Here is a 26,178-nt window from a genome sequence, read left to right on the forward strand (position 1 = left end):
TCAACCGATCGAAACAAAAAAGATCCCAGCTCAAATAAAAGCTGGGATCTTTTTTTGTTCATATAACGAATAGGCCAACTCTATTCGCTGCTTTGTTTATATGGTCATTACCCCAATTGTGGATCAGTCTTCGAGTGACTTCCTGTCTCCACACGACCGGCAAATTGGCGGACAAATTTACTTTCCACAATCTGTAAAGTAACATCATACCAACCACTAACTTTATGCGATTCTACAACCCATTTGATGGTTTTACCCACTCCCAGTACGGTATTTTTCTGCCAAGAACTGTAGGCATTATCCTTCACCTGTAAATGCAGCGATTTGTCTCCTTTATTGGTCGCTTCCAAGATAAGGTTTCCCGTGGGGATACCTTGCTTTCCGATCTCATAAGTAGCGACAACAACCAAAGGCTCTTCATTCCCTTTAAAGCTACGCATAAACCCATTTGGCCCGTATACGGTTAAATCATAATATCCATCTTTAAAGTCAGCTCGATTCCAGTCAAAACTCAATTCTTCACCAGCAATCACCGCAAAAGGCCAGAAACTGACACCATCTTTATAGTTCGGTCCACTATACACATTAAAAGGGCTGCTTAGGGATTTCGTTCCGAATAGCTTATTCCCAGCGGACATCGTCAGTTTTACGCTGTCCTTATCAATAGTTTCACTTGCATATAACTCATAGGCCAGCGCATTGGAATTTTTTTGACCTTTTTCCTGTCTTGCCAATTGTCCAGCCTTTCCTGTATTTTGTAAGACTTGCATTTCATCAGCAGTCCATACATGGAAGTTATTCGGTAGCGGTTTGGATTTAGCCTGATCAATTGCATAAATCTGTTGATTACGGTTCAAGAACGGCAATTCCACATGGGTACCACCTTCTGCTTTCCGAAATACCGAAGTCAGATCTCCGGTAATGGCACGGCGCCACGAACTGATGTTGTGTTCTTTCACATCCTTACCAAGCTTCTTGTCGAAGAAATACTCCATAAATTGAATGGTCGAAGTGATGTCGCAAACCTCCGAATTAACCCAGCCCCCTTTGCTCCATGGAGATGCAATGATCAAAGGTACCCGATAGCCCAGACCAACCGGTCCCTCTGTAGCGTGTTCCTTTTTCTCACCGCTGGCAAGTTCCTGCTCCAGACTTACATATTCACCACTATAATCCAAGCCTGCTGAAGTCTTTCCTGACCGTGCATCTGCCGGATTAGGTGCTACAAACGGTGGAATATGATCGAAATAACCATCATTCTCATCGTAGTTTAGTATAAAGATTGTTTTCTTCCACACGTCAGGATTTTCAGTCAGAATATTCAGGATTTCGGATACATACCATGCACCATACATCGGCGCACTTGGATGATCTGAAAAACATTGTGGGGCGACAAGCCATGATACTGTTGGCAATTTCCCAGAATTGACATCTTTCCGGAATTGATGGAGTACATCCCCTTTTGGAACAGTAATCTCTTCACCTTCATGTAGGACGGAAGCTGTCTCACGATAGAATGCGTCATCCTCATTTGTCTGAAAAGCACGCTTATGCAACGCGATTTGTTCTTTTGGAAGTTGTTGGAATGCCTGTTCGGTGAGTCGTTCCAGTTGTTTCTTATAGCTGATCAGCTGCTCTTGTTTTTGCTTAAGCTTATTTTGGGTTTTCTGTACACTTTCGGCTCCATTATTCGCTAATGCTTTTTCAAGCTCCTGGATCTCATCAGGTAGTTCAACGGCACGCTTACGCATAAATTCCAAGTGGCTTTTTTTGAATTCAATATGGTATTGTGAAAACCACTCTAAGTTATTGTCTGTAAAATTACCTAACCATTCTTCTCCATGAAGACCGCTCTCTATACTGACTTCATTCTGATATACCTTCCAAGGAATACCCGCAGCTTCCAGACGCTCAGGGAAAGTTTTCCAATGCGCCCAACGGTTGAAATAGATATCTGAATTACGAATTAGCGGTTTCGCACCTTTATGAGGCACACAAGTACCTGTCCAGAAAAAATGACGATTGGTAGTCGTTCCGGTAATGGAAGAACAAAAATGTTGGTCACAAATTGTAAACGCATCGGCCATCGCATAATAGAAGGGTATATCTTCACGGGTATAATAGCCCATGGTTAGCGGTATCTCACTCAGCACCTTTCCACTGGGACGCTTTGCGTCAATCCAGTTATCATGTTTACCCTGGTTACGTGCCGCCATTTGATTTTCCCAGGAATGGGGAAGATTTCCTGTCCAGGCGGCATTGGAATTCTTAATATCCAATCGAAAGGGTGAATAGGTCTTTCCTGAAGCTGAAGCCTGCAACCATACCGGATTTCCACTAGGCAACTGGATAGCTCTTGGATCATTAAATCCCCGAACCCCTCTCAGTGTACCAAAACTATGGTCAAAGGAGCGATTCTCCTGCATTAACAAAACAATATGCTCGGCATCTAAAAAAGAACTCCCCGCAACTGGTTCAATCGCCAAAGCGCGTTGTATCGCATCCGGTACAGCATTCTGTAAGCCAAAAATACCAGCCAATAAGGATGCTTTCTTGATAAAATCTCTTCTACTATCCATAAAAATATTTCTTATCTCTCCTATAAATTCAATGGTCTATCAGCGAATATATTCATTCGCCACCGCTTTTTAATGTAACGTTTTTAACAAAAATCCCCGCACACGATTGATATGGTGCGCGGGGATAGTTTTTATTGCGCATAAAAAATCCCAGTGGAAATGCCAATGGGATTTATTGAAAAAAATTATTTAGGCGCTCTAAGAGCGATTATTTTATCAATGGGAATGGTCCTAGGAAGTAACTGCCCCTTTTATAAAAACGCAGGAAAAAATCCAGTACTTCTTCTTCCAGCGGAAAGAAAAATTGTTTATCTACCTCCGTTTTGAATAGATTGGCGTAATACTTTGGCAATTCACTAGGGAAAAAGTCTTCGACCAAAAGATTCAAGAAATAACGGGCAAACGGGACGTCTGCTTGGCTTCCCTCCTCTTCCTTTTCAATAAATGGATTATGTTCCAATGGAAAGAATTCTTCTATTCCACCGAATACCTCTAATCCTGTCTTTGGGTTAAAGAAAACAGTCACTTTCGCATCTGCTGTCAGATCTAAATTCGATTCTGGAAGTGCTGATTCCTCTTTGCTTGGATGTTTTTGCTGATATGTTTGAAAGAATTTGTTTGCAAATTCTTTCACTTCTCGTCCCTCCATAAAAGCTACAGCAGCCTTTTGCTCAGACTGGAATAATTTACCCATATCTTTCAATTGCTTTTCTGTTTTTTTCAAGCTCTTGTCCTTGCCGTTCATCGCTTCAATGCGGTAGGTCATTTCATATTGTTCCGGCAGATCGAAATTCACTTCTTCCGGATTGACCACCGTCATAATTCCGGAGAGATTCCAAGCATCTTTCCAAGGAACGATTTCCATATAGAACGATAATACTTCTGACGGTTCAACAAACTCTTGAATAGAATCCTTAAAAATTTTGAATTCGGTTTTTGTGCCAATATGTTTTACGTGGACAAATTGTTCATCCATTTTGACATAGTCAAAAAAACTATGGATGCGGTTGCCTAAAGTTTTAACAGCACTATACAGCGCATGTCCTTTACCCACAACTTCTGCAACAAATTCAGATGATTTAAGAGCAAATAAATGCAGTCTATAATTGTTAAAATGATTATCACGAACACGGTAAACCATTTGCTGCAATTGTGCCTGATCATGTTGATATCTTCCCAATTCCGCAACTTGCATAAGATGATTGAGGTTGGTGTTATACTCACCAGCAGTCAGATAATTTGTTGCGACAAGTTTTTCTATAAAATTACGAACATCAAAGTAACTCGCATTTTCGCCCAGTGAATATTCCAATTTTAACTTGGGATTTTCTGGCGCCACTTCATAATGTTCCTCCAAAATAGCGTAAGCCAATTCCGTGATCAACTGTATCAATCGGCCATNNCCATGAGGATCGATAAACAAGTGTGGGTTGCGTTCACTAAAAAATAACCAAGTCAATACAGCAACGTCTTCACCATTAATATCCTCAGGAAAGTAATCCAACAGATTATCGTCCTTGTAGAAAGGTAAAAATTGATTATACAGCTCTTTGTGGATAGTTCTAAAAGCTGCAAATATCCCTGTATTGGCAATAACATCTTCCAAATAACAGGTCAGATAAATACTTAAAGTTTTTAAGGCATCAGTCTGAATAAGATCATTAGTCTCTGGTTCTTCAAACCATAAAGTTGATAAATTATCGTTGATCTGATTCGCAACTTTTAAATAATAACTATCTATATCATTTGCTTTTTGGTAGGTATGGTGTGCAATCCAATCTTGAATAAAAATTCTATTTCCTCTCATATGAAAAATGCTAAATCCAAAAGTAGCCAAATTTTCGAAATTTTATGACTGCAAAACACATGCATTATCGAAAATAATTTCGGTTAATCTTTCCCGCCAGTAAAGGACAAAGAGCTACTGATAATTCGCCCCATGACCGTATAGCTGCGCTTGACAGAAACAAAAAAAGATGCCTTTTGGGCATCTCTATATTGTAAATTTTATTTCCTTTATCCAGCGGCAATAACATTCTCATTGCTACCCAAATGATCCTGGAGTGTAGGATTCAAAATATTACAGGTTTTTAGCAAGTCACGTACAGGATATTTCGCAACGATTTCCTCCAGCGCGACCAAATGACGGTTGTGATGAAGATCCGTTCCTACAAAATCATACATACCAGATTTAATCATTGTCAACGCTGCAGATTTCACTTCAACACCATAGTATCTACTGATCGAAAGGAGGTTCAATTGCAACATACAACCAGCATCTTTGATCTGTTTGTACATATTGAAATTATAATGGTAATAGTTATAGCGTTCCGGATGAGCCAATATTGGTTGATAACCAAGATTTTGAATATCCAAAATAGTTTGGAATAAAGCCTTAGATTCCTGTAGATAAGACATCTCAATAAGTACATATCCCCCCGGCATCACACAAAGCTCATTGGCATCGATCAACCTTGCAATTCCATCGTCTATCATATGCTCAGCGGCAGGATAAATCTCAGGAATATTAGGTAGGTGTTTTATACCATTCACCAACTTGTCTTTGGCATCTTCAATTGTTTGGATTGAATTCGGATGCACACCTTCCATAATATGCGGTGTACAAATAAATTTTTCAAATCCCATTCTTCCCAAGCCCTTCAATAAATCAATTGATTGTTCAATGGACTGACTTCCGTCATCTATTCCCGGGAGGATATGATTATGCATATCCACTTCTAAAAAGGCGAGTGCACCTACAACCTTTATTTTTGAATCTTGAGTTTTGTTTCCAAATAGTTTTGAAAATATCCCCATATTATATTATTAAGTATAAATCGTTTAGTTATCCGTTATCACAAATAACAAACCACAAAAATACCACTATCTCTCTAAAAACACATAATATTATATTAACATTATAAAAATATAACCATAATATTACAAACATTGCATCAAACAAATTTACAATTAAATTGTTTGATGCTCCGTATCTACTTATTTATTTCCGATCTCTAATAAAATTTGGTCAATCATGTAGCTAATTGCTCCCTCTTTTGTCTGTGGAAGCTTTGAAGACATTTCTGCCTCCATACGGTTCCCCACAATTCCTTTCGAGGTGATTGCCGTACTGCCATATTGATTCAGTTGTGCAACAGTTTTGTCCCATTGTCTTCCGGGACTAACGCCCATCTCCTGGAGCATGGCTGGCAACTTTTGCAGGTCAAAAGCTGCTGACATTTTATTTTGTTTCATCAACTTAATAAAATCTTTATTCGCAGGGGCAGTCATCTTATTTTGACGGATATCATGTAGCGATAAAGAATCATTACTTACCATCACCAAGTCATCTTTCAGTAGCACGTACATCGGGAAATCCATGGCTTTTTTCGACGCAAATGCATAGATACCATCTTGTGTTTTACCTAAGGTTTTGGCAACTGCAAGATCGAGTCCTCTTTTGATCAAACGCTGATCCTTCGAAGTAAACATCCAGATAAATACCGGTAAGGTTTCATCCTTTGTTTTCTTTACTTCCGTTGCATTATAATCATCATCATAACTATAATCAATATATTCTTTGCGGAATTTGCGCAAACCATTAACTACAAAAAGATGATCCCCCGGCATCACCTGTGCAATTGATTTCTCATCTAGTGCAACTTCAAGTGCCATTAATCCCCATTCCACCAAATCTTGCTGAGGACCTAATAATCCGCCATAGTATTTTGCCATATAACTAGGCATATCACGTAAATAGGCTTCTGAATTGATATTAACGTTAAAGAATCCAAGCGTTTTATCCGTCAAATATTTACTGAATTTTCCATTTGGCTTTCTGGCATAAAGCCGTTTGGACAAGTCGGCCAGATCTTTATCTAAGCCCATCGACCCTTTTAACTTCAATACATTTCCGTCCTGCGATAGATCGAGTATTCCGTCCTGATATCCGGTTTTGAACTTATCCATATTAATACCCATGTAGAGATAAGGAATCGATTTATAAGGCATAAGGCCGCGGTAAAGTTCTTCAACATGAGGTATGTAAAGACGAATCAATCCCAGGTTTTTTAGTACCTTATTCTGATCCGAAATGGAAAGGGGTTTATAAGAAGTAGAAAGTAAACGTGTTGCCTCCCCCATCAACCATTGATCGCGAAGCGCATTGCGGATGGAATCATTTTTTCGATTTTGATCCTCATAGGCTGTATAAAGTGAATCGTAATAACTTGGATCATGCATTTCCGCCGGAGCGACATCCATTGGCACTGGCACAGCTGCCTCCACACTCGCTACGACCGTATCGGGCACACTCTCCACAATAATCGGCGGACTCAGTGGCTCTATTTCCTTTTCGCCTTCTTCCCAATCTACCGCCACTGCTGCCGAATCCGCAACTGCCGCCGCAGAATCTATCTCTGGAGAATATGCATCAGCCGCAGGGGCCATATAGGCTACCTTCTTGATCCCGTACCGACTTGCAACCGAGTCATTATCAAAGAAGGTTGTACTCATCGTCGAAGAAATAAAACGTGCTATTCGTTCGTTGTAAACCAACATACTTCCTGGTTTCAGCGCTATGGTCGAATAGCCATTGGCAAGAGGTTTAGGTTCCCCGGCATCATGTAACAACTTCTCAAATTGACCCTTATTGGATAGTGGAAATATAAACTCGATAAAACTCACGCTATCTGTCTTTCTGCTATAGAAATAAGACGTCTGCGTAAGATCAATGCCTAAATTTTTGATATCATTCCCAACTGAAGCACCCGACTTTTCAATCTGCTTGAAGAGGCCCGCCTTCTGAAGCAACTCGTTCAATTTATTTGCATTCGCTTTTTGAACGATTTCCTTTACATTAAAAGCTGCTATCATTTCAGCATCTTCGGGAATGAGCTTAATTAGATCTTGCGACTTCACACTCCCCATTAAGGAGAAACATATCAGTCCGGACAATAAAATTTTTGATTTCATATAGGTTATTTTGTTAATGTGATTTTATTTGCCAAAGTAGATTTACCATAGACCAGATCAGTAAATAATAACTTTAACAGTACGCCCTTCTTGTTTCCGGCAACTTTTGCTTTATTATTCACCTGTGACGCAATCGGCTTTTCAAATCGAATGATCTGGGTATAAAAAGCATCTGCAAACTGTGTCGTGTTATCGCTTCCCAATTGATTAAATTTAGCCTTCCAATGACTCGAGGTCACAAATTTGCGTTCAAATATGTTAGTTTGCGCATTATAGTAGTATCTATTTGAGTTTGAGATTTTTGTCTTAAACCGATTAGCCAATATATCAGAAAAAGCGTTTAACGATTCGATCTGACTAAAGTCACACGAAATATTGACAATAAAGTTTGTAAAATCTGTTTGATACTGGACATTAGAGATACCTTTTGTCTGCTTAAGCAACTGAACCGCAGCCCGAATCTCCTTTTCCATCTCAGCTTGCGTTGGTATCTGTATCCCTTTAATACTTTTCATCTTCATCAAGGATGAAACTTTTGTTTTACTTTTACTTAGGTTTAATGTTGCTGCAATATGCCCCGAACCGTTAGGCTTAAGATCAATCTGTTCGACAAAGTCAAAACAACTGGACAGCGTAAATGTCATTACAATCGCACACAAAGCCACACAAAGCCTGTTCACGTCAACTCCTAATTTAAATACTTCCTTCATTGCTTTTCAGTAGCGGTTAATATTATCAAATCACTATATGTTCGGGCATTACTAGCAAACATTGTGCTATTTTCTTTGTTTTAGGAAAATTTCAACAAAAAGTCCGTTATGAACTAGTTTCTAAGAAGAATAAATTCTTCTTCAACGTTCTACTTTGCTCACACTAAATAAAATAATCAGCGATAATTCAGCATCACATTAGCCTTTAGCATAAACCATTAGTATGGATTAAAATGAATAAACACGATTAATAATTATATTGAAAATCAAAGCCATACACTATCAAAATACTTAATTTATCCAAAAGTAAGCTTAGCTTCCCCTTAATTTTACTTTTCTTGAGTATTTTTGCCAGCTCTTTATTCACAAACACTAACGACCAATATGATTTACAAGTCAATGACTATTCCACAGCACAGCATGTGTCGAATAGTTTATTTTATGATGGCATTGCTCACATTCAATTCATGTCAAAAAAATGGAGTCAGAATTGAGCAAGCCCCAGTACAATTTACGCCTACCATCGTTGGGCAAATTAATACGAATCCGACAGCAACCTCTTGGAATAAAAATGATCAAATTGGTGTTTTTATGGTCAAATCCGGTCAGCCATTAAGCTTTTCCTCAATTGTGAATGGAGTCAACAACCGTCTGTTTACCATCAACGGCAACATATTTCAAAGTAAATCACCCAGTTATTTACCCAATGAACAAGTAGATTTCATTTCCTATTATCCTTACAGATCCATCAGCGATTTTAAATACCCCATCGATATAAGTGATCAAACAAACCTATCGGCATTGGATCTCATGTATGCGAGCAATGCAAAAAACATCAGCAAGACGAACAATACCATCCCGCTTAATTTTGTAAGACAGTTAAGCAAGATTTCCATTCAGCTTTCCGTTACCAATACGGCAGCTTTGGAAGCCGGTCAGATTACAGTCAGCATTCCATCGGTACATACAACAGCAGGATTTGACCTCTCAACAGGAAAATTGAATATCAATCCGAATGAGAAAAAAGATATTCAAGCAAAAGTAACGATGAGCAGCAAGCAAACCGCTACAATAGAATGCATATTGCTTCCGGGGGAAGACATCACCCAAAAGGCAATTAAATTTATAGCTCCGAATGGTGATCATTATACCTGGACAACATCACAAAATGATCAGCTAAAAAAACTTATCGGCGGAAATCTTTATCGTTTTAATATCAGCATTAACAATGGTAAGCTAAGTGCTGAAACCGGCAATTCACAAGCTTATCCGGAAATCCCCAAAATGAACAATCTGAATAATGATGAAGTTTTTATACAACACTTTCTTCCCGATGCAAAGACAGAAAGAAACTATGCCATGTTATACAGTAAAAAACTCAAGATGGCTTATTGGGTCGCCTATCCATTGTATAATGGCATTTTGGGTTCCGGCAATCGAACAGATGCATGGGGGTATGATCCCGCTGTGTCAACAGCATTCCAACCCCTGCTGTTTAAAGGATTCCAACCAGCAGGTTATGACCGTGGTCATCAACTCCCTAGTGCGGATCGCAACTTGAATATAATTCATAATAAAACAACATTTTATTTTACCAATATGACCGCACAAGCATCCCGTCTCAATCAAGGTATCTGGGCAAACTTGGAAACTAAAGTAAGAACCTGGACTGCACAATGTGATACCATGTACGTAGTAACAGGAGCAATGCCGACAAGCGAGACGGACAACCTCCTTGACTTTGCCCGGGACAATGATGGGAAAGATATTGCAAAGCCAAAATATTATTTCAAAGCATTGGCGATGAAAAAAGGAGCCGAGTACTACATGATCGCCTATAAGATAGACAATGCAACGCCTCCCTCCGGAAGTACTTTTGACAGGTATAGACTTACGGTAAGTGAGCTGGAAAAAGCGACAGGATTTACGTTCTTTCCAGATCTAGATAACACGAAAAAAGGAACTATAGATACTCGTATTTGGAAATAAGTCGTCATCAAGTTGATCCTATCCTATTATACTATACTGATTAAGAATCTCAAAGAACGACATCGTCCTACGCATGGCAAAGCTAGCACTTTCCAAATCCAAAGATCAATTCAATTAAAGGCATTAGCTCGAAGTAATCGAGCTAATGCCTTTAATTCTTCATCCATACAAAACCTTTTTTCAAAACATTTGAAACTCCACTAAAAACACCATTTAATTCAGGAACTAGTCTTCTAAAACCCTCATAATTTTTTATTAGCTTTAGCACATGAAGCTAATAATATTTGATTTGGATGGAACACTGTTGGATACATTACAAGACCTCGGCGACAGCTGCAATGCGATCCTTCAACAATACGGCTATCCCATACATCCGCTATCGGCCTACAAAAAATTTGTAGGTAATGGTGTACAAAAGCTGATCGAGCGGGCACTTCCCGAACATGCGCGAACGTCGGAAATAGTAACACCGCTGCTAACAGCTTTTAAAAGCTACTACGAACAGCAGAAAATATCCCATACAAAGCCTTATGAGGGGATTGTCTCGCTACTACAAACACTCAAATCCGAAGGCTATTTAATCTCAGTAGCATCCAATAAATATCATGAAGCGGTTATCCCACTGATCAAGCAGTATTTTCCCACTATCACTTTTGACCTGATCCTTGGCCATCGCACGGGACATCCGGCCAAACCCGATCCCGACATCGTCCTGGATACCCTCAGGACACTTGGTATAGCAAAAGAAGACTGCTGGTATGTCGGCGATTCTTCTGTTGATATGGATACAGCCAATAATGCTGCTGTGACCGCAGTCGGTGTGACATGGGGATTTCGCGACGAGAACGAACTGAGACAACATAACGCAAAACATATTATTCACGTTCCTGGTGAGCTGCTAAGTCTTGTCTAAAAGAAAAAGCAGAACTTAATTCCAAGAGTGAGTTAAGTTCTGCTTTTTTAGATTTAACGTGTAAGCTAATGCTACATTTTTGCATCCATCAATTTTTCACTTTGTGATTTTGGTTTTCCCAATTTCATTTTGATTACAAAAGCTTTATTCGAAACAAAAGAGTTAGGAAGTACGATATCGTAATAGGTATTTTTATCCAAGTCTAATCCGATATCCGTATGGCTTAGCTCCAAAGATTGTCCATTTTGAAGAATAGTTGCTGAAACCGGAACTTCAGCTGCATTTTTAGGAACAGCAATACGCACAATATTGTTTACTGGCCGATTAAAAACCGTAAGGTAAAGATTATCCTCCTTTTTTGTAAAATATCCTAATTTGGATGGCGCAAGAGCGGCATGTCGGACTCCATATACCGCTTCTCCATTTACGTTTATCCATTCACCAATTTCTTTAGCCAGCTTGTCTTCTCCAGGATGCATCCGTCCGTTTCCGTCAGGACCAAAGTTTAGCACAAAATTACCATTCATGGCAACGCAGTTCATCAACATATCAATAAGATCATCCGAGGTCTTCGTATAAATTCCCGACCAGTCCTTCATATACCCCCAACCATTCGGCGGTATTGTCATAACGCAATCCCAGTCACGTCCCTCCAGCCATTCAAACTCCTTAGGCATTTTTCGTTCCCAACCCTGTTCATAGTCCCCCAGCATATCACCATTGGAGTCGAAATGCCGCTTCCCGAATTCGTCATTTCTAAATCGACTTCCAATAATCAATCCGGGATGTTTTTCACGCAGTTCTTTTTCCAATTTATAGGTAAAGTCATACGACTGGATCCACGACTGATCCCAGGTACCATCAAACCAAAAACCTTTTATTTGAGGGTAGTTTTGTAGAAGTTCCAGCAATTGATTACGAGTGTACTCCAAAAACTTATTGAATTTAGCCTTTTCTTCAGGAGTGGAGGGAGATTTGCCCATATAGTTTGAATTATTCCATTCCATAATTGAAAAATACAAAAATACGTCGATTCCTTCTGCAGTGTAAGCATCTACCACCTGTTTTACGATATCTTTTTTATATGGGCTTTTCTTGACAGTATAATCGGTAAACTTAGATGGCCATAGCGCAAATCCATCATGATGTTTTGTCGTAAAAATGAGATACTTCGCTCCCATTTCCTTGGCCTGTTTTGCCCAAGTTTTTGCATCAAAATTTTTAGGATTAAACTGTTTGTACAGATTATCATATGTATTCTTCCAGTCTTTCGGCGCTGTAGGTCCACTCCAAGTGCGTATCCATTCGGATGCAGCCGCTCCTTTTCGTGCACTTACACCTTCCCATTCATTACCCGGAATTGCATATAAGCCCCAATGGATAAATTGACCCAGTCCATAGTTCCGGAACCGCTCCATCGCCTCATCTTTCCGATGGGCAGGCGTTAAAGGTCCATATTTTACCTCTATTCTGTTTTCTACTTTCTTACGTGGACCAGTCCATTGTCCACAAGAAGTTTTCACCCCCAACAATACATTGCCGAGAATCAATGCGGCGATTAATTTATTGTATTTCATACTATCGTTATTTTTTTAAAATTGTTTATCAAACAACCTAGAAGCTATTGTTATCGGCCTATTACATCAAGTCAGTACAATCGTTATTTTGGATTATCGATATATTGTTTTTGTGACTTTTTGATTACTGCCGGTTCTGGGTTTGCGTCTTTAAATGGGTCATAGTAATAAAGGCCTTGATCACGGTACAAAAGCAGATGCCTTTTAAGTTTGGTTGTAAAATGATCAAAATTACGTGCTTCCCCCGGTGTCCAAGCAGCCTCAGCCAATGCCGCTATTCTTGGAAACACAAGGTAATCCAGACGATTGACATTCGTTACTGTTTCCGTCCAGAGGTTCGCTTGAATACCCAATATCTGTTTCTTTCTTTTACCTAAACTATCCAATTGGTTTCCTGCAAAATTATAGACATCTTGCAATGGATTAAAACCCTTCCCCCACTTGCGGCCATACTTATGATTTTCTTGCTGTACAAAATCAAAGTACATCGGCAGCCTAGGAGTTAATATCGTCTGGTAGCCCTTATTCAAAATCCGATTCAGTTGCTCAGGTTTATCATGACGCCACCACATCATCACGGTCCGATCCTTAGCCAGGCTAGCATCCACCATTTCATCCCAAACGATAATTTTCCCATTGATACTCGCTACAGAATCAGCCATACGACGAATAAAATATTCTTCAACGGCTTTATTGGTTTTTAGTCCTGCTGTTTTTTTAAGTTCCTGCACCTCGCCATCATTATTCCAAGCATCACTGCCAAAGGCAACCTCATCCCCTCCTAGATGGATATACGCTGAAGGAAACAGTGATTTTACTTCACACAAAACGTCTGTCAAAAATGAGTAGGTTGTATTTTTTGCGGGATGGAAAGTAAAATCAGGATGTTTTTCATTCCCTCCACCGGACAGAAAAGGATAAGCCCGATTTGCGGCTGTGGCATGCCCTGGCATATCTATTTCAGGTATTACTTCAATATTACGTTCAGCAGCATAGCTTATGATCTCGCTGATATCAGCTTGACTATAATACTGTGCCACCGCATAAGGATCAAGATAGTTACCAATTCCCCCAATTTGCGTTAACCAAGGATATTTCTGTATACTTAGACGCCATGCCGGCTCATCTGTCAGATGCCAATGGAATTTATTCAACTTATAAAATGCCATCCAATCCAGCAAAGACTTCACTTTCTCCTTACCAAAAAAATGGCGTGATTCATCTAGCATAAACCCGCGCCAGGCAAACTGTGGTTTATCCTCAATTTCAACAGTCGGCAAGATAAAAGATCTGTTTTTTCTTTCGGCGATAGCAAGTAATTGATCTAGGCTAGACAACGCATTGACAAAGCCGGGATGAGCAGAAGCATTGATCTCAATCTGTGTGTGATTGATCTTAAGTCGATACGCTTCATTTTCTAATTTGCTATCGTGCTTCACAATAATTTTAGCGTCCTTCTCCAAAGAAGTGTAGGTTGAAATCCCAAAACGGCCCAGCATCAATTTTCTGAGATAGCTCAGAGAAGATTCAAATGCGGCATCCCCAGCTACCCCAATATGATCTTTCAGGATTAGCTCTCCCTGTCCCATCTCATATTTCAGAGGATGCGGAATAATGGCAATTTGGGCAATCGTCTCCTGAATAAGCAAACATATAGCACAAAGTACCGGTATTAATTTATATTTCATTTGACAATTAAGATTTCACCTCGTTTAGCCTGTTAAAATTACTTTAATTATTAACGTTGTATTGTTAATTTCAAAAAATCATCCTATGTTAACTCCCGATTCACATACCTCTTTAAATTCAATCAAATATCAACGGTTTCTAATCGATTCCAAGTATCACACTATACAATACAATTGTAAATAAATTATTAAGTTATTGCTCAAGGTTAAATCCAGTCAATCGTTTGCGCAATTCCCGAAAACGTTGTAGTGTATATCATACAAAAAGACTAATAAGGAAATAAAACAAATATTTTACGAAAAATAAATCACTTCCTATAAATTTATTTTCAACATTTTGTTCCGCAAAAAAACATTGAATTAGCCATTGTCTTTTTGTTGGTTATATTTGAAAACGAAATAAATACCCTAAGTTAAAAACCATATGATCAAAAGGATTTTTTATGCGCTCTTCTTAATCGGAATAACAATGCTGAATCTACAAGCCAGAACTGTTATTCCCTTCAATGCGAACTGGTCGTTCAAAAAAGGTCCGTTTTCCAACTCAGCACTGGACTATAACCTCACATTTGATGGGAAATGGCAACTCGTTACTCTCCCACATACCTGGAATGCCTCTGACATGCAGACAAAGGAAATCAGGCCGGGTAGCCTTGGAAAAAATGAACGCTTTTATACAGGCGACGCCTATTACCGCAAAACATTTGTCCCTGGAGTAGATTGGAAAGGTAAACGTGTTTTCATTCGATTTGAGGGAGTGAATACCAATACCGAAGTGTACTTGAATAATAAACCCCTTCCTGCCAAAACAGGAAAGAATGATTTAACCTACGATAATTCTCAACGAAATGGCAATTATAACTTTGTCGGCAGACATCAGGGTGGCTATTCTGCATTTGTATTCGAATTAACCAATATGCTTCAGTTGGGGGCAGAAAACGAATTGTTGGTCAAAGTAAATAATGAAGCTAGTCCACAAGTTATTCCGGTCAACCATACCTTATTCCCGATGTACGGGGGCATTTATAGACCAGTTGAACTTATAGTTACCGACGAGATCCATGTTGCCGTAAACGATTTTGCATCCAAAGGTATCTTTATCACACAAAAGAATGTATCTAAAAAGAACGCAGATATCGCCGTAAAAATAAAAATTGACAATAAATCCGGCAAAACACAACCAATCGAATTGCTGACCACCATCCTAGAAAAAGATGGTACCATAAAAGCAAAACAACAAACAGCATACACGTTGCCGCCACAGGGCCGTCAGATATTGTCACAACAAATTGCGGTCAAAAATCCGCACTTATGGCAAGGATTGGACGATCCTTACCTTTACCGGGCTGTGACACAGATCAAAAAAGATGGACAGATCATTGATGAGGTGACAACACCTTTAGGCATTCGTAAATTTGAATTACGCACTGGTCAAGGATTCTTTTTAAACGACATTAAGTATCCTTTATATGGTGTATGTCGGCATCAGGACCGTTGGGGTAAAGGATCTGCCTTAAACAATGCCGACCACGACGAAGATTTAGCCATCATCAAAGAAATGGGTGCTACCTCCATCCGTTTGGCACACTATCAACAGTCAGAATATTTCTATTCCAAATGTGACAGTATGGGGCTTGTTATCTGGGCCGAAATTCCATTTGTCAACCGAGTCACCACATTTGAAGACAACAATGCGCAGCAACAGCTGAAAGAATTGATCCGACAAAACTTCAACCACCCCTCCATCTATATCTGGGGTATGCACAATGAGGTCTACTCCCCGTCTGCCTATACTGTAGAACTCACGACCAAACTCAATGATCTCGCTAAATCCGAAGACCCAGATCGTTACACCGTGTCCGTAAGCGGGTATAATGTAATTGATCACCCGGTCAACAACAATGCCGATGTGCAGGGAATCAATCATTACTTCGGTTGGTATAATGGCGAACTGGAAGACAAATCCGAAAAGGATGACGACGTTGCGACTTGGGCAAAGCGCATCAGCCAAGAGTTTAAAGACTACAAGATTATTTTCTCTGAATACGGAGCCGAAGCAGTTCCTGAGGATCAGGCGGAAGAAGTAGGGAATTTCGGGAATCAATGGAGCAACCCTTCATTCTTCCCAGAAGAATATGCGACAAAGTTCCACGAAATCCATTGGGGAGTCATTTCCAAAAGTCCAATTTTTCTTGGATCATATGTCTGGAACACCTTTGATTTCGCTACACCAATTACAGCTTTGAATGTCAATCCCAGAAATTACAAAGGTTTAGTTTCCTTTGACCGTAAATTAAAGAAAGATGGCTTCTACTGGTACAAAGCCAACTGGAGTAAAGCACCTGTATTGTACATCACGCAACGCCGTATGATGAACAGGGGAAATGAAATTACTCCAGTAACCATCTACTCCAATCAAGGCGAACCAACCCTGACGGTCAATGGAGTCATCATCAAAGGTGTAAGAAAAGGACAGACAGCTGTACACTACATTTTTGACCACGTTAAACTTGCAAAGGGAGCCAATACAATAGAGGCAAAGGTCAGCCAAAAAGATGGGAAGACATTGACCGATACGATTCATTGGAATTACGATCCCTCTTATAAACAGGATGCAGCTGGACCGACCAAATCCAAGACTGAGCATGTGGGGCTTTAATAACTACCCAAAATTCAATCGACTAAAAAAGGAGCAAGAGTATATAAAGACTCTTGCTCCTTTTTGCTGTAAATAAACTTCGCTCTCGCTATAATCGAATTGAATCCACTTTCTTCCTCTTTTACGATGATTTAGGCTCTTTACGATCCGGCACCATACAAAAATATCAAGCAATTCGCTTGCTGATTAAAATCTATGCATTATAAAAGTCGCCAACCGGGCATTGACCGACATAAGCCCTCCGTTTACCGAGATTCTTTCCCGATTAGCCTAATGACTCTCCCCGATACAACATATCTGTCCTACCTTTGAGATATCAAATAAGAAATAACAATATTAAAAAATAAACATCATGGCTACTAAAACAACATTCAACATCAACAGCAAAACGATCACAAAAGCTTTTCAAGATCTTTTTGATTCATTTAAAAGTTCACGTTTAAAGGTTTCTTCAAAAAATGGACAGGAATACCTAAATATATCGCTACTGCTTGCAGTAATCATTGGTATTATCTTTCCTGTCGCCATCGTGGTTCTGATTATTCTTACCCTAGTTTGTAGTCTTCAATTAGCAATCTTAGAAGAAGACAAACAGGAGAAAGAAAAGCAAAGAGTAATTGAATTAAAATAAGCTGTACCTACATATTTAACATGAACGGGACGTCCAACAAAAGGCGCCCCGTTCTATTTTTATGAATATCTACTTAACGATCAAAAAACACATTATTCCAAGGTCGGATTAAATTCCCCGCCCCAGTCTTTATTTTGCTTGATATTCGGATTCTTGTCTATTACCGATTGTGCGATTGGGAAGAAATAGTAAGTATCTGGCACCAAATTAATCTTATTCCCCGTGCTTGGCACCTGCAATACGATATACTTAAACTGATTTTCCTTCAATTGGTAAGTTTTAGCCAAATCCGCCGCTGCTTTTAAATCCATATCCGTTCCATTGGAGTTTATGGCAATTGCTTCCACGCCCTGTTTCGTCTTATTGTTCAGTATGGCAAGTTTGCGCAATCTGCGTAAATCCCAAAAGCGATGGCCTTCGAAACAGAATTCGATGTTTCGTTCCGCTAAAATAGCTTCCCGCATTTCGGCTTTATTGCCTGCAGTAATGCCATAGCTATTATCTATGCCGGGCTCGATGCCAGCACGCATTCGAATCTGCTTTAAAAGGGACATTGCAGTAGAAAAATCACCTGTCTCATTTGCTGTCTCGGCATAATTCAATATCACCTCTGCAAAGCGCATCAGCACAAAATCTACATCATATTGTGTCTCTACCTGAGTTTGCCGTAAAGAAAGCTTCGAATTTTTCAGAATAAAAAATCCTGTATAGCGATCCCTGTTCGAAGAAGTGGTTCCAGCTTTTGGATTCTCACCAAAATTATCCAGCGCATCCGCTATACCCAGCGAAGTATATTGTCTTTTACCAGTTTTACCCGAAACCTCGTAGATTTTTCCGTTCCAGACAATGGATTTATCAAAACGCGGATCACGGTTCTCCCAATAACTTTGTAGGAACTGCTCATCTGTCTTATGATATTTACCGGTAGGATCCATATAGAGCTTGCCATCTTTCATCGGGAATTCTTTCACAAAATCCCATGTTGGGACAGCACTTGCTGTTCCACGGCTTTCCGATCCCGGCCGTACCCCATTATCCCAGGTAGCCACTTTGTTGGGATACGAGTTGATTACTGCAAAGACCACCTCAGGACCTTTTTCCACCAATGCAATATTGTAATAATCAGCAGTCAGGCTATAGCCCTGGGCCTTTAGCTGCTCATAGGCCATTTTATTCACTGTATTAGCTTCCGCCCAGTAGGTATTGCCATAAGGATTAGAAGGGTTAAATTGCGGCGATGCTTTATATAACAAGACTTTAGCTTTAAAAGCCAAAGCAAAATTACCATCGATACGACCATAATCTGCCGCTCCTTTCCCAATTGTCATCGGCAAATAGGTCATTGCTTCATTCAAATCTTTTACAATCAAATCAAAGCATTCCTTTGTACTGTTGCGTGGCACCTTCAAATCATCATCTTCCAAATCCTGTGGTTTTGTGATATAGGGTACTCCACCATGGTATTTGACCATATTAAAATATAGATAGGCACGCATAAAAAGTGCCTGACCTAAGATGGATTTCTTGGAGGCTTCATTTAGTCCAGTACTTGCAGACACTTTTTGGATGGCTGTATTAATCTTGCGTATGGTTGTATAATCCCATGCCTTATAAGCAGTATTATTAACTGTAACAGCATTCAGCGGGAAGTTGATACCGGCCAACTGTTGTGAGTTATTATCAGCGCCGCTGTTCCAGTTGCCAAATAGGGTATATAAATTAGCCAGATAGGCATTGACGAGATTGGGGTCATTCCACACCTTATCTTCGTTCACCGAATTGAGATCCTCAATATCCAGCACATTTTTACAAGAAGCCGTTGTCAACAACAGGGCAACTAAGGGATAAAATATCTTTTTCATCTTTAAAAATCAATTAAAATTTAACATCTAGGCCCAAGGTAAACGTTTTCATCACAGGGTAGGAATCGTACATTTTCTGCTCCGGATCGTGGAATTCCTTCATAGGTGAAAAAACAAATAGGTTGGTACCATTTAGAAATATGTTGACACTCTTCATCTTGATTTTCTCCATCATTGCCTGTGGCAGCGTGTAGGAAATATTTAAATCCCGCAGTCGCATATAAGCCCCGTTCCGGATCCAGAATGTTGAGGAGGCTGCACCTGATTCCTGCCAGTTATAACCCACAGGACGTGGGTATTTGGCATCCGTGTTTTCAGGTGTCCAGACATCTGAAGTCCAGATTGGATAATAAGGCCTAAAAGTATCCCCATGTTGGCGCATGCCTGCCCCTTCCTGATTGCTAATGACGCGATCATATGCCAATACTCCCTGAAATAAGGCCGACACATAGAAACCTTTCCAACTGGCATTAAACCCAAATCCATAGTTAATGCGAGGCGTATTATTCTCCGAAAGCAACTGCATATCATTGTCATCAATAATGCCATCAGGCTGATCCGAATAATTCTGTCCACGAATATCTTTATAGAGAATCATCCCTGGATAAGGATCGCGTCCATAGGTCTTAAATCCTTTTTCTTTCAAGGCATCCGCTTCGGCTTGCGTACGAACCAACCCCGAAGCTTCTAAACCAATAATACGATTTTCAGGCCTTCCTACCTTAGAGCGAAAGTTTTCCCTTCCGCCAACAGCATAAGAGGGCTCTTCATCAAAAATATCCCAACGATCTTTCGCATAGCCCATATTTGCGTTCAGACCATAAGAGACCTCCCCGATCCGGTCGCTCCAGTTGAAAGAGACCTCTCCCCCTCGAAAGCTTCGAGCCGCATAGTTCTCCGGTGCCAGCGCACGGCCATAGTTATCCGGGACCTTTATCCCTCTTGTTCCAAGGATATCCGTTTCCTTCCGGATAAAGCCATCCAAACTACCCGTTAGTTTATTCTGCACAAAACCAAAGTCGATACCAACGTTATAACTTTTTGATTTTGTCCAGGTGAGATTTGTGGTCGGATTATCCAGATAGGTTATTCCGGTATAATAACTATCACCAAAAATATATCCGGGGACTGGAGTTCTTGTTCCTGTCCGTGAAGTGATTATCGAACTATATTTTTCCATGTAGGAATAAGGCAATATCGAATAGCCTTCCACATCCACAAAGTTACCCGAGCTTCCGTACGATGCTCTCAACTTTAGGTCGCTGACCGTATTCTTGATGGAAGAAAAGAAATTTTCATCCGAGATACGCCAGCCGAGGGACATAGACGGAAAAAATCCCCAACGCTTATCATTTGGAAATAAAGGCGAGCCATCATAACGAAAAGAGAATTCCGCAATATACTTATCCGCATAGTTATAGTTCGCCCGACCGATTACTCCACGTCGTGCATCCATCAATTCAAAAGCATCAGTCGATCGCATGCTTCGGTCAGTTGGATAGATATACATCTGGTCCAACGGAATAATTGGATTTTCAGCGCGCGATGTAATGTTGGTATTTCCTGATTTAAACTGTTCATAAACGACCAAGCCATCCACGGTATGTTTACCAAACTTGCGGTTATAGTTTAAAAACCAATCCACCTGGTATTGCCATTTCCGCTGTGGATTGTAGTCCATAAAAGGTTGTGCCTGGCTGAAAGTAAATACGTTCGTCCTATCTTCCGAAGGTGGCGCAGGTATAAAACGGTTTCCATCTGGATTCAGTGAGGTGAATGTATAATTCTTTTGAAAACTCATATAGCGCTTACGCATATAATCTTCTGCCACGTAACTCCCTACCAATTTTGTAGAAAGTCCTTCCACCAGTTTATCCAATTTCAAATTCAGTGTCATAATCGGATTTACCTGACGCACCTTACGATCAATATACCGGTCGCCGATCACCTGGTCAATTACATTCCAGGCCTGCCAGCTTCCCATTGGTGTCTGTACCGGATAAGCCGTTGGTGTATTGCTTGGCGCACCATCTGCCGTCAGATAAAATGGATACATTTTAGGCCAGTTGAAGGTAACCCTGTAAAAATCCGAAACATCAAAATCGTCATCACTAGATGAAGTACTAAAGGGCCAAAAGAACCTGTTGGAGTTTGTCTGGTTGGCCGAGATATTAAAATCCATGCTAAATGCATCACTGATTTTCGCCGAAATATTGCTACGTAGATTGAACTTTTCGTGGTCCAGTGATTTGTAAGATCCATTTTCCTTCCTATAGCTTAGTAATGCATAGTAAGTAATCTTGTCCCCCCCACCGTTCACCGCGATAGATTGACGATGGCTGAAAGGATTTCGCCAAATGACATCGTTGGCATTGTAATTCTTATCTTTAAAATAATCAAATTCACGTTGCCCATTAGGCGCTACCCAAGGTTCTGTTTTTTTTCCCTGTTCCCAACGGAATTGGGAAACCCTATTCTGATAGGTCAGCTCATCCGTAGCCGTTGTCAGGTTGGCCAATAAAGTCTGCGTTGGTGAACTGAAGGAATAATTGCTCTGCACATTAAATACAGGCGCCTGAGAAGTTCCTTTTTTTGTCGTCACGAGAACCACACCGTTACCTGCTCGTGTCCCATAGACAGCGGCAGTTCCAGCATCCTTCAAGAAACTCATCTGGTCGACTTCGTTGGCCTCCAGGGCATCGAAAGCAGCTTTATCGCGCACCACTCCATCGATCACATACAAAGGTTCGACAGCAGCTCCACGGATACGTAGCGAAGAGGAAGCTCCAGCCATTCCTGAGGTATTGGTCACATTTACCCCAGCAGCCCGTCCTGCCAATGTATTGGAAAGATTGGATGGCGAGATGTTTTTCAATTGTTCAGAATTGACAGCTGCTACTGCACCCGTTAGATTTCCTTTTTTTTGTTTACCGTATCCCACGATAACCACTTCTTCCAATGCTTCGGAATTACTCATCATCGTGACGTTAACGGCTCCGCTACCTACAGCGACTTCCTGCCTAGTGTAGCCCTGATAGTTGATCACCAAAAAATCGCCCCGTTTGGCACGAATGGAAAAGCTACCGTTAGCGTCAGTCGAAGCTTGCACCGAACTGCCCTTCACCGTGATGGTCGCTCCTGCAAGCGGCTCCCCTTTTTCATTCTGTACATTACCCGAAATTTGCTCTTGTTCGACATGAAAGTAGCTCTGTTTCGATTTCAAATTGCTCGCAAATAAATTCGGAGACGAGCATAAAAGACTAAGACCTAGAAGGCTTAATGGTCTAGCTTTGCTGTAAAAAAGATAATTCTTTTTCATAATTAAGATGGAGGTTTAGATAATAGTTTACAAACAATTACTAAAGGTTCATTGGTGTCTATCTTTTATAAAAAAATAATAAAAGATAATTGATTCTTACAGGAAATTAAATAAAAGAATCTAAAATTCAAACTGTTTTTTATGTTTTACAAGGAAATTACTAAAATAATTCACTACCTGTTTTTATAAAAATTCATACAGACCACTAGTTTCTCTATGAATGAACATATTTTTCACAAAGGCAAAGAATCATTCCGGGCAAAAAAAAACACTTCAAAGGCAGCTGCTTTTTTATCGAGATATTGATCGTATAGTTGACCTGAGAAGCTAAAGAGTGATAACATTACTGAGATTGAAGGTCTTCTCGCTACCTAAATTTTGCTTTTTTTCATTGAAATTGAAACACAATTATCTGACACCATTAGGTTAGCATATACCACAAATTTGCAGTGACGAAGCATCTCATTAAATAAACCGATTGAGCCAGTTTTTTAAAATGTAGCCATTAATCGACAAGTCTACACCACTGCTTTCATTTTTAAGTATTAAATTTGAGTTCCATATTAAATAAAGAGGCGGTCATCAATTTATTTTTTGAAAGAATAGAAACGTGAAAAATAATAGAAAAATATTTATTTTCAGGACAATTTTAATTGCATTCCTGATTCTTTCATTAGTATATATCGGTTCGATATTTACCTACCAATATATTGAGTATCAAAAAACGGAAGCTCGTCTAAATAAAGCTTATAGTTCAAAAAATCAGTTGACTAGTTTATTTTATGACCTCTTTGCCTCCTATAATGCCGCTGGTAATGCCTTTCGCTCCTATACAGTAGATTTTAGTGCTGAAAACTTAGCAAACTATACAAAAAATCTAGATAGCCTACGTTTTTACATTGATTCGCTCTCCACCCTTTCTTCTAAAAAGGGAATTTCCCTTTCGTCCAATACCCCATTAGAGCAGAATATCCATCTCTCTGATGAATTCGTACGTATTAAGAAAACTGTTGATAATATGATTTTCTTGGCAAAAGATTCTCTTTCTCTTTTGACCAAAACCAGTCGTACCATAACCCCCACAAGAAAGCAAATAGATGCCGATTCTGTTGTCAGTAAAATATTAAGAGATACCGCCTTAACTGTCAGCAAAAAAGATACAATCGTCAGGAAAAAAGAAAAACTCTTTACTCGCATATTCAGAGCAAAAAACGACACCTTGGTATCGGATAAATTGCAACAACAGTTTAACGTCAATCAAATCAAAGCAATTCATAACCAGATTCAGACCTTGATTGAACAAAATGAATCCTTCTATAAACAAGATTTTAGCAAAATCCGTCGTTCTTTTGTCGAACTTCAGGCAAAGGAAAGACAATTGCTGCAATCAAATTATGCGCTTTTCAATACGATCAGTACTGCACTTCTTAAAATAAAAACACAAGAAGATGAATCTTTACGAGCTGCAGAAATACAAGATTTCACCCTATACAAGAAAAACTCTGCTATTTTCGGCAAGCAGGTTATTGCATCGATCATTTTAATGATCATTATGGTGACATTGATCTTGTCTTATCATTACAATACGATCATTTATGAGCGTAAAATCACAGCTGCAAGAGACTATGCGTTGCACACCGCCAAGGAAAAAACCAGCATATTAGCTAATGTCAGTCATGACGTACGTACACCTGTCAATTCACTGATCAGTGTAATTGATTTATTAAAAAATAATACATCCAACAATCGCATAAATCCAGCTTTATTGGATTCCATTACGCAGGATATCCAGGTCATTAACGATACTGTTGAAGATATCCTTAATCTTGGTAAATTAGAGTCAGGCATGCTGGAAATTAAGGAAGAATATTTTTCACCGGCCAATCTGCTTAGCAATTTAATAAAAATGCAAAAGGCACAGGCGGATAAAAAAGGCCTCCAGTTAATCAGCCAGATTGCCATTGAGCAGAGTATCTTAATTAGAAGCGGTTCATATCGTTTACGCCAGATTGTATCGAATCTCCTAAGCAATGCCATTAAATATACCGAAGAAGGAAAGATCGAGATAAAAGCATTTATCAATCGTGAGACGAAGAAAACCTTGCAGATAGAGGTTACAGATACAGGCAGGGGGATTTCGGCCAAAGATCAAGAACATATCTTTGAGCAATACTACATGACTGACATCAAGTCCAAAAATAGCTTTGGACTGGGATTACATATTTCCAAGCTTATGGCAGAGCAACTCAATGGAACCTTAAGCGTTGAAAGTAAACAAGGCAAAGGGTCAACCTTTACATTAATCGTGCCCATAACTGATGAAAGGAAAAACGTGAAGGAGGTTAGCACAGCGCACAATCTATCAGAAAACCTACATATTGTTGTTATTGATGATAATGCGATCAACAACCTATTTGTTAAGCAAGCTTTGCAACATTTCAAAAATGTACAGATCTTTCAGGATTCGCAGCACGCAATGGAATACCTACAAAATCATGCGAGCGATATTGTTATCACCGACCTCAGGATGAAAGGCCCCAGTGGTTGGGATATCCTGAATTTGGTTAAAGACAACAATATTGTTCAAGGATCAAACAGCAAAGTAATTGCATTGACATCAGATGAATCACAGGTAACCACACAGCAACCTGAGGGACAGTTCCATCATTTCGATGGACTTATGATCAAGCCGTTTAATCTCTCAAATTTCTTGCAGCTTATTTCCACACTCTAAATAACAAAGATTATATCAAGGTGTCCTCTATAGTAAGGGGACACGATTCCCCCCTTTTTTAAGCATACCATTGTACAAATCCTTTGGAAATCCAATCATACTGATATGTAATTTTTGAAGGTAAGATTCTCTGACTTACATCATAAATATCTCTTATTAGCTTGTCTCATGAACGAATAAACAACGATAATCGTTTACACATAGCTATGATGTGATTTTCTTCGAGCTATTTATTTTCCTCAACCTCGGGATGGCCGGCGAATTTCTATGCGGATACTTTATACTGTTTATCGAACAATAAACAACCACTTTAAAAAAATATTGAATTCCTTCGACAACAAAAAGCGCTAATTTCTCCGCAGTGTCTTTCAATACTAAACCAAAGACTGTTAGAGCTGTATTTCGAGGTGCCAGAGATAGCACTTTTTTCTTGTATCGAGTGATGAAAATCTATGCTTAAAAAACATTTCCACAAAACTTTCGGTATGATCCTACGCCTGCCTGCCGGTTTGCATTGTTTTTTGAGAAGTATCCAAACGCAAG

The 26,178-nt window shown here is 39.6% G+C and carries 14 protein-coding genes; 5 read left to right on the forward strand and 9 right to left on the reverse strand.

Annotated elements, in window-relative coordinates; translation table 11 throughout:
- Positions 1-107: 107 nt before the first annotated feature.
- From B4A24_RS21440 to B4A24_RS21460, 5 genes are all read right to left on the reverse strand, one after another.
- Positions 108-2,579: a phosphocholine-specific phospholipase C gene (locus B4A24_RS21440; protein WP_293947012.1), complete on the reverse strand. Its 2,472-nt coding sequence runs from the start codon at positions 2,577-2,579 to the stop codon at positions 108-110.
- A gap of 208 nt (positions 2,580-2,787) precedes the next feature.
- Positions 2,788-4,386 (reverse strand): DUF3843 family protein, encoded by a 1,599-nt coding sequence (locus tag B4A24_RS21445; RefSeq protein ID WP_293947013.1) that lies wholly within the window; start codon positions 4,384-4,386, stop codon positions 2,788-2,790.
- Positions 4,387-4,595: 209 nt separating this feature from the next.
- Positions 4,596-5,396: a tyrosine-protein phosphatase gene (locus B4A24_RS21450; protein ID WP_293947014.1), complete on the reverse strand. Its 801-nt coding sequence runs from the start codon at positions 5,394-5,396 to the stop codon at positions 4,596-4,598.
- 180 nt (positions 5,397-5,576) lie between these two features.
- Complete coding sequence (locus B4A24_RS21455) at positions 5,577-7,553, reverse strand: DUF4836 family protein (protein ID WP_293947015.1); 1,977 nt, start codon at positions 7,551-7,553, stop codon at positions 5,577-5,579.
- A gap of 5 nt (positions 7,554-7,558) precedes the next feature.
- Positions 7,559-8,263, reverse strand: coding sequence for a hypothetical protein (locus B4A24_RS21460; RefSeq protein WP_293947016.1), 705 nt, complete (start codon positions 8,261-8,263; stop codon positions 7,559-7,561).
- 441 nt (positions 8,264-8,704) lie between these two features.
- Between B4A24_RS21460 and B4A24_RS21465 the strand changes: the two genes are divergently transcribed.
- Positions 8,705-10,252 (forward strand): DNA/RNA non-specific endonuclease, encoded by a 1,548-nt coding sequence (locus B4A24_RS21465; RefSeq protein ID WP_293947017.1) that lies wholly within the window; start codon positions 8,705-8,707, stop codon positions 10,250-10,252.
- A 268-nt stretch (positions 10,253-10,520) separates the two neighbouring features.
- The gene (locus B4A24_RS21470) at positions 10,521-11,165 is read left to right on the forward strand and encodes an HAD family hydrolase (protein ID WP_293947018.1); all 645 of its coding nucleotides are present in this window, start codon (positions 10,521-10,523) and stop codon (positions 11,163-11,165) included.
- 71 nt (positions 11,166-11,236) lie between these two features.
- Here the strand turns inward: B4A24_RS21470 and B4A24_RS21475 are convergent, their stop codons facing one another.
- Both B4A24_RS21475 and B4A24_RS21480 read right to left on the reverse strand, forming a co-directional pair.
- Positions 11,237-12,742 (reverse strand): alpha-L-fucosidase, encoded by a 1,506-nt coding sequence (locus B4A24_RS21475; protein WP_293947019.1) that lies wholly within the window; start codon positions 12,740-12,742, stop codon positions 11,237-11,239.
- Between the two features lie 83 nt (positions 12,743-12,825).
- Positions 12,826-14,430 carry a beta-N-acetylhexosaminidase gene (locus B4A24_RS21480; RefSeq protein WP_293947020.1) on the reverse strand — a complete coding sequence of 535 codons (1,605 nt, stop codon included), beginning with the start codon at positions 14,428-14,430 and terminating at the stop codon, positions 12,826-12,828.
- 469 nt (positions 14,431-14,899) lie between these two features.
- Between B4A24_RS21480 and B4A24_RS21485 the strand changes: the two genes are divergently transcribed.
- Positions 14,900-17,089: a glycoside hydrolase family 2 protein gene (locus B4A24_RS21485; RefSeq protein WP_293947021.1), complete on the forward strand. Its 2,190-nt coding sequence runs from the start codon at positions 14,900-14,902 to the stop codon at positions 17,087-17,089.
- Positions 17,090-17,441: 352 nt separating this feature from the next.
- The gene (locus tag B4A24_RS21490) at positions 17,442-17,720 is read left to right on the forward strand and encodes a DUF4342 domain-containing protein (RefSeq protein ID WP_293947022.1); all 279 of its coding nucleotides are present in this window, start codon (positions 17,442-17,444) and stop codon (positions 17,718-17,720) included.
- A gap of 92 nt (positions 17,721-17,812) precedes the next feature.
- Here the strand turns inward: B4A24_RS21490 and B4A24_RS21495 are convergent, their stop codons facing one another.
- Positions 17,813-19,582 carry a RagB/SusD family nutrient uptake outer membrane protein gene (locus B4A24_RS21495; protein WP_293947023.1) on the reverse strand — a complete coding sequence of 590 codons (1,770 nt, stop codon included), beginning with the start codon at positions 19,580-19,582 and terminating at the stop codon, positions 17,813-17,815.
- A gap of 13 nt (positions 19,583-19,595) precedes the next feature.
- Positions 19,596-22,901, reverse strand: a complete 3,306-nt coding sequence (locus tag B4A24_RS21500) for a SusC/RagA family TonB-linked outer membrane protein (protein ID WP_293947024.1) — start codon at positions 22,899-22,901, stop codon at positions 19,596-19,598.
- 610 nt (positions 22,902-23,511) lie between these two features.
- On the opposite strand from B4A24_RS21500, the gene B4A24_RS21505 reads away from it, so the two are divergent.
- On the forward strand, positions 23,512-25,635 hold the full coding sequence (locus tag B4A24_RS21505; protein WP_293947025.1) for an ATP-binding response regulator: 2,124 nt from the start codon (positions 23,512-23,514) through the stop codon (positions 25,633-25,635).
- The last annotated feature ends 543 nt before the right edge of the window (positions 25,636-26,178 follow it).

The sequence above is a fragment of the Sphingobacterium sp. UBA7249 genome (assembly GCF_002472835.1).
Classification (GTDB): domain Bacteria; phylum Bacteroidota; class Bacteroidia; order Sphingobacteriales; family Sphingobacteriaceae; genus Sphingobacterium; species Sphingobacterium prati.

What these genes read in the sequence shown, in the direction of transcription:
- B4A24_RS21455 (WP_293947015.1), bottom strand. Translation starts at nt 7,553, where the DNA reads ATGAAATCAAAAATTTTATTGTCCGGACTGATATGTTTCTCCTTAATG.
- B4A24_RS21460 (WP_293947016.1), bottom strand. Translation starts at nt 8,263, where the DNA reads ATGAAGGAAGTATTTAAATTAGGAGTTGACGTGAACAGGCTTTGTGTG.
- B4A24_RS21485 (WP_293947021.1), top strand. Translation starts at nt 14,900, where the DNA reads ATGCTGAATCTACAAGCCAGAACTGTTATTCCCTTCAATGCGAACTGG.
- B4A24_RS21490 (WP_293947022.1), top strand. Translation starts at nt 17,442, where the DNA reads ATGGCTACTAAAACAACATTCAACATCAACAGCAAAACGATCACAAAA.
- B4A24_RS21500 (WP_293947024.1), bottom strand. Translation starts at nt 22,901, where the DNA reads ATGAAAAAGAATTATCTTTTTTACAGCAAAGCTAGACCATTAAGCCTT.
- B4A24_RS21480 (WP_293947020.1), bottom strand. Translation starts at nt 14,430, where the DNA reads ATGAAATATAAATTAATACCGGTACTTTGTGCTATATGTTTGCTTATT.
- B4A24_RS21440 (WP_293947012.1), bottom strand. Translation starts at nt 2,579, where the DNA reads ATGGATAGTAGAAGAGATTTTATCAAGAAAGCATCCTTATTGGCTGGT.
- B4A24_RS21475 (WP_293947019.1), bottom strand. Translation starts at nt 12,742, where the DNA reads ATGAAATACAATAAATTAATCGCCGCATTGATTCTCGGCAATGTATTG.
- B4A24_RS21495 (WP_293947023.1), bottom strand. Translation starts at nt 19,582, where the DNA reads ATGAAAAAGATATTTTATCCCTTAGTTGCCCTGTTGTTGACAACGGCT.
- B4A24_RS21465 (WP_293947017.1), top strand. Translation starts at nt 8,705, where the DNA reads ATGATGGCATTGCTCACATTCAATTCATGTCAAAAAAATGGAGTCAGA.
- B4A24_RS21470 (WP_293947018.1), top strand. Translation starts at nt 10,521, where the DNA reads ATGAAGCTAATAATATTTGATTTGGATGGAACACTGTTGGATACATTA.
- B4A24_RS21450 (WP_293947014.1), bottom strand. Translation starts at nt 5,396, where the DNA reads ATGGGGATATTTTCAAAACTATTTGGAAACAAAACTCAAGATTCAAAA.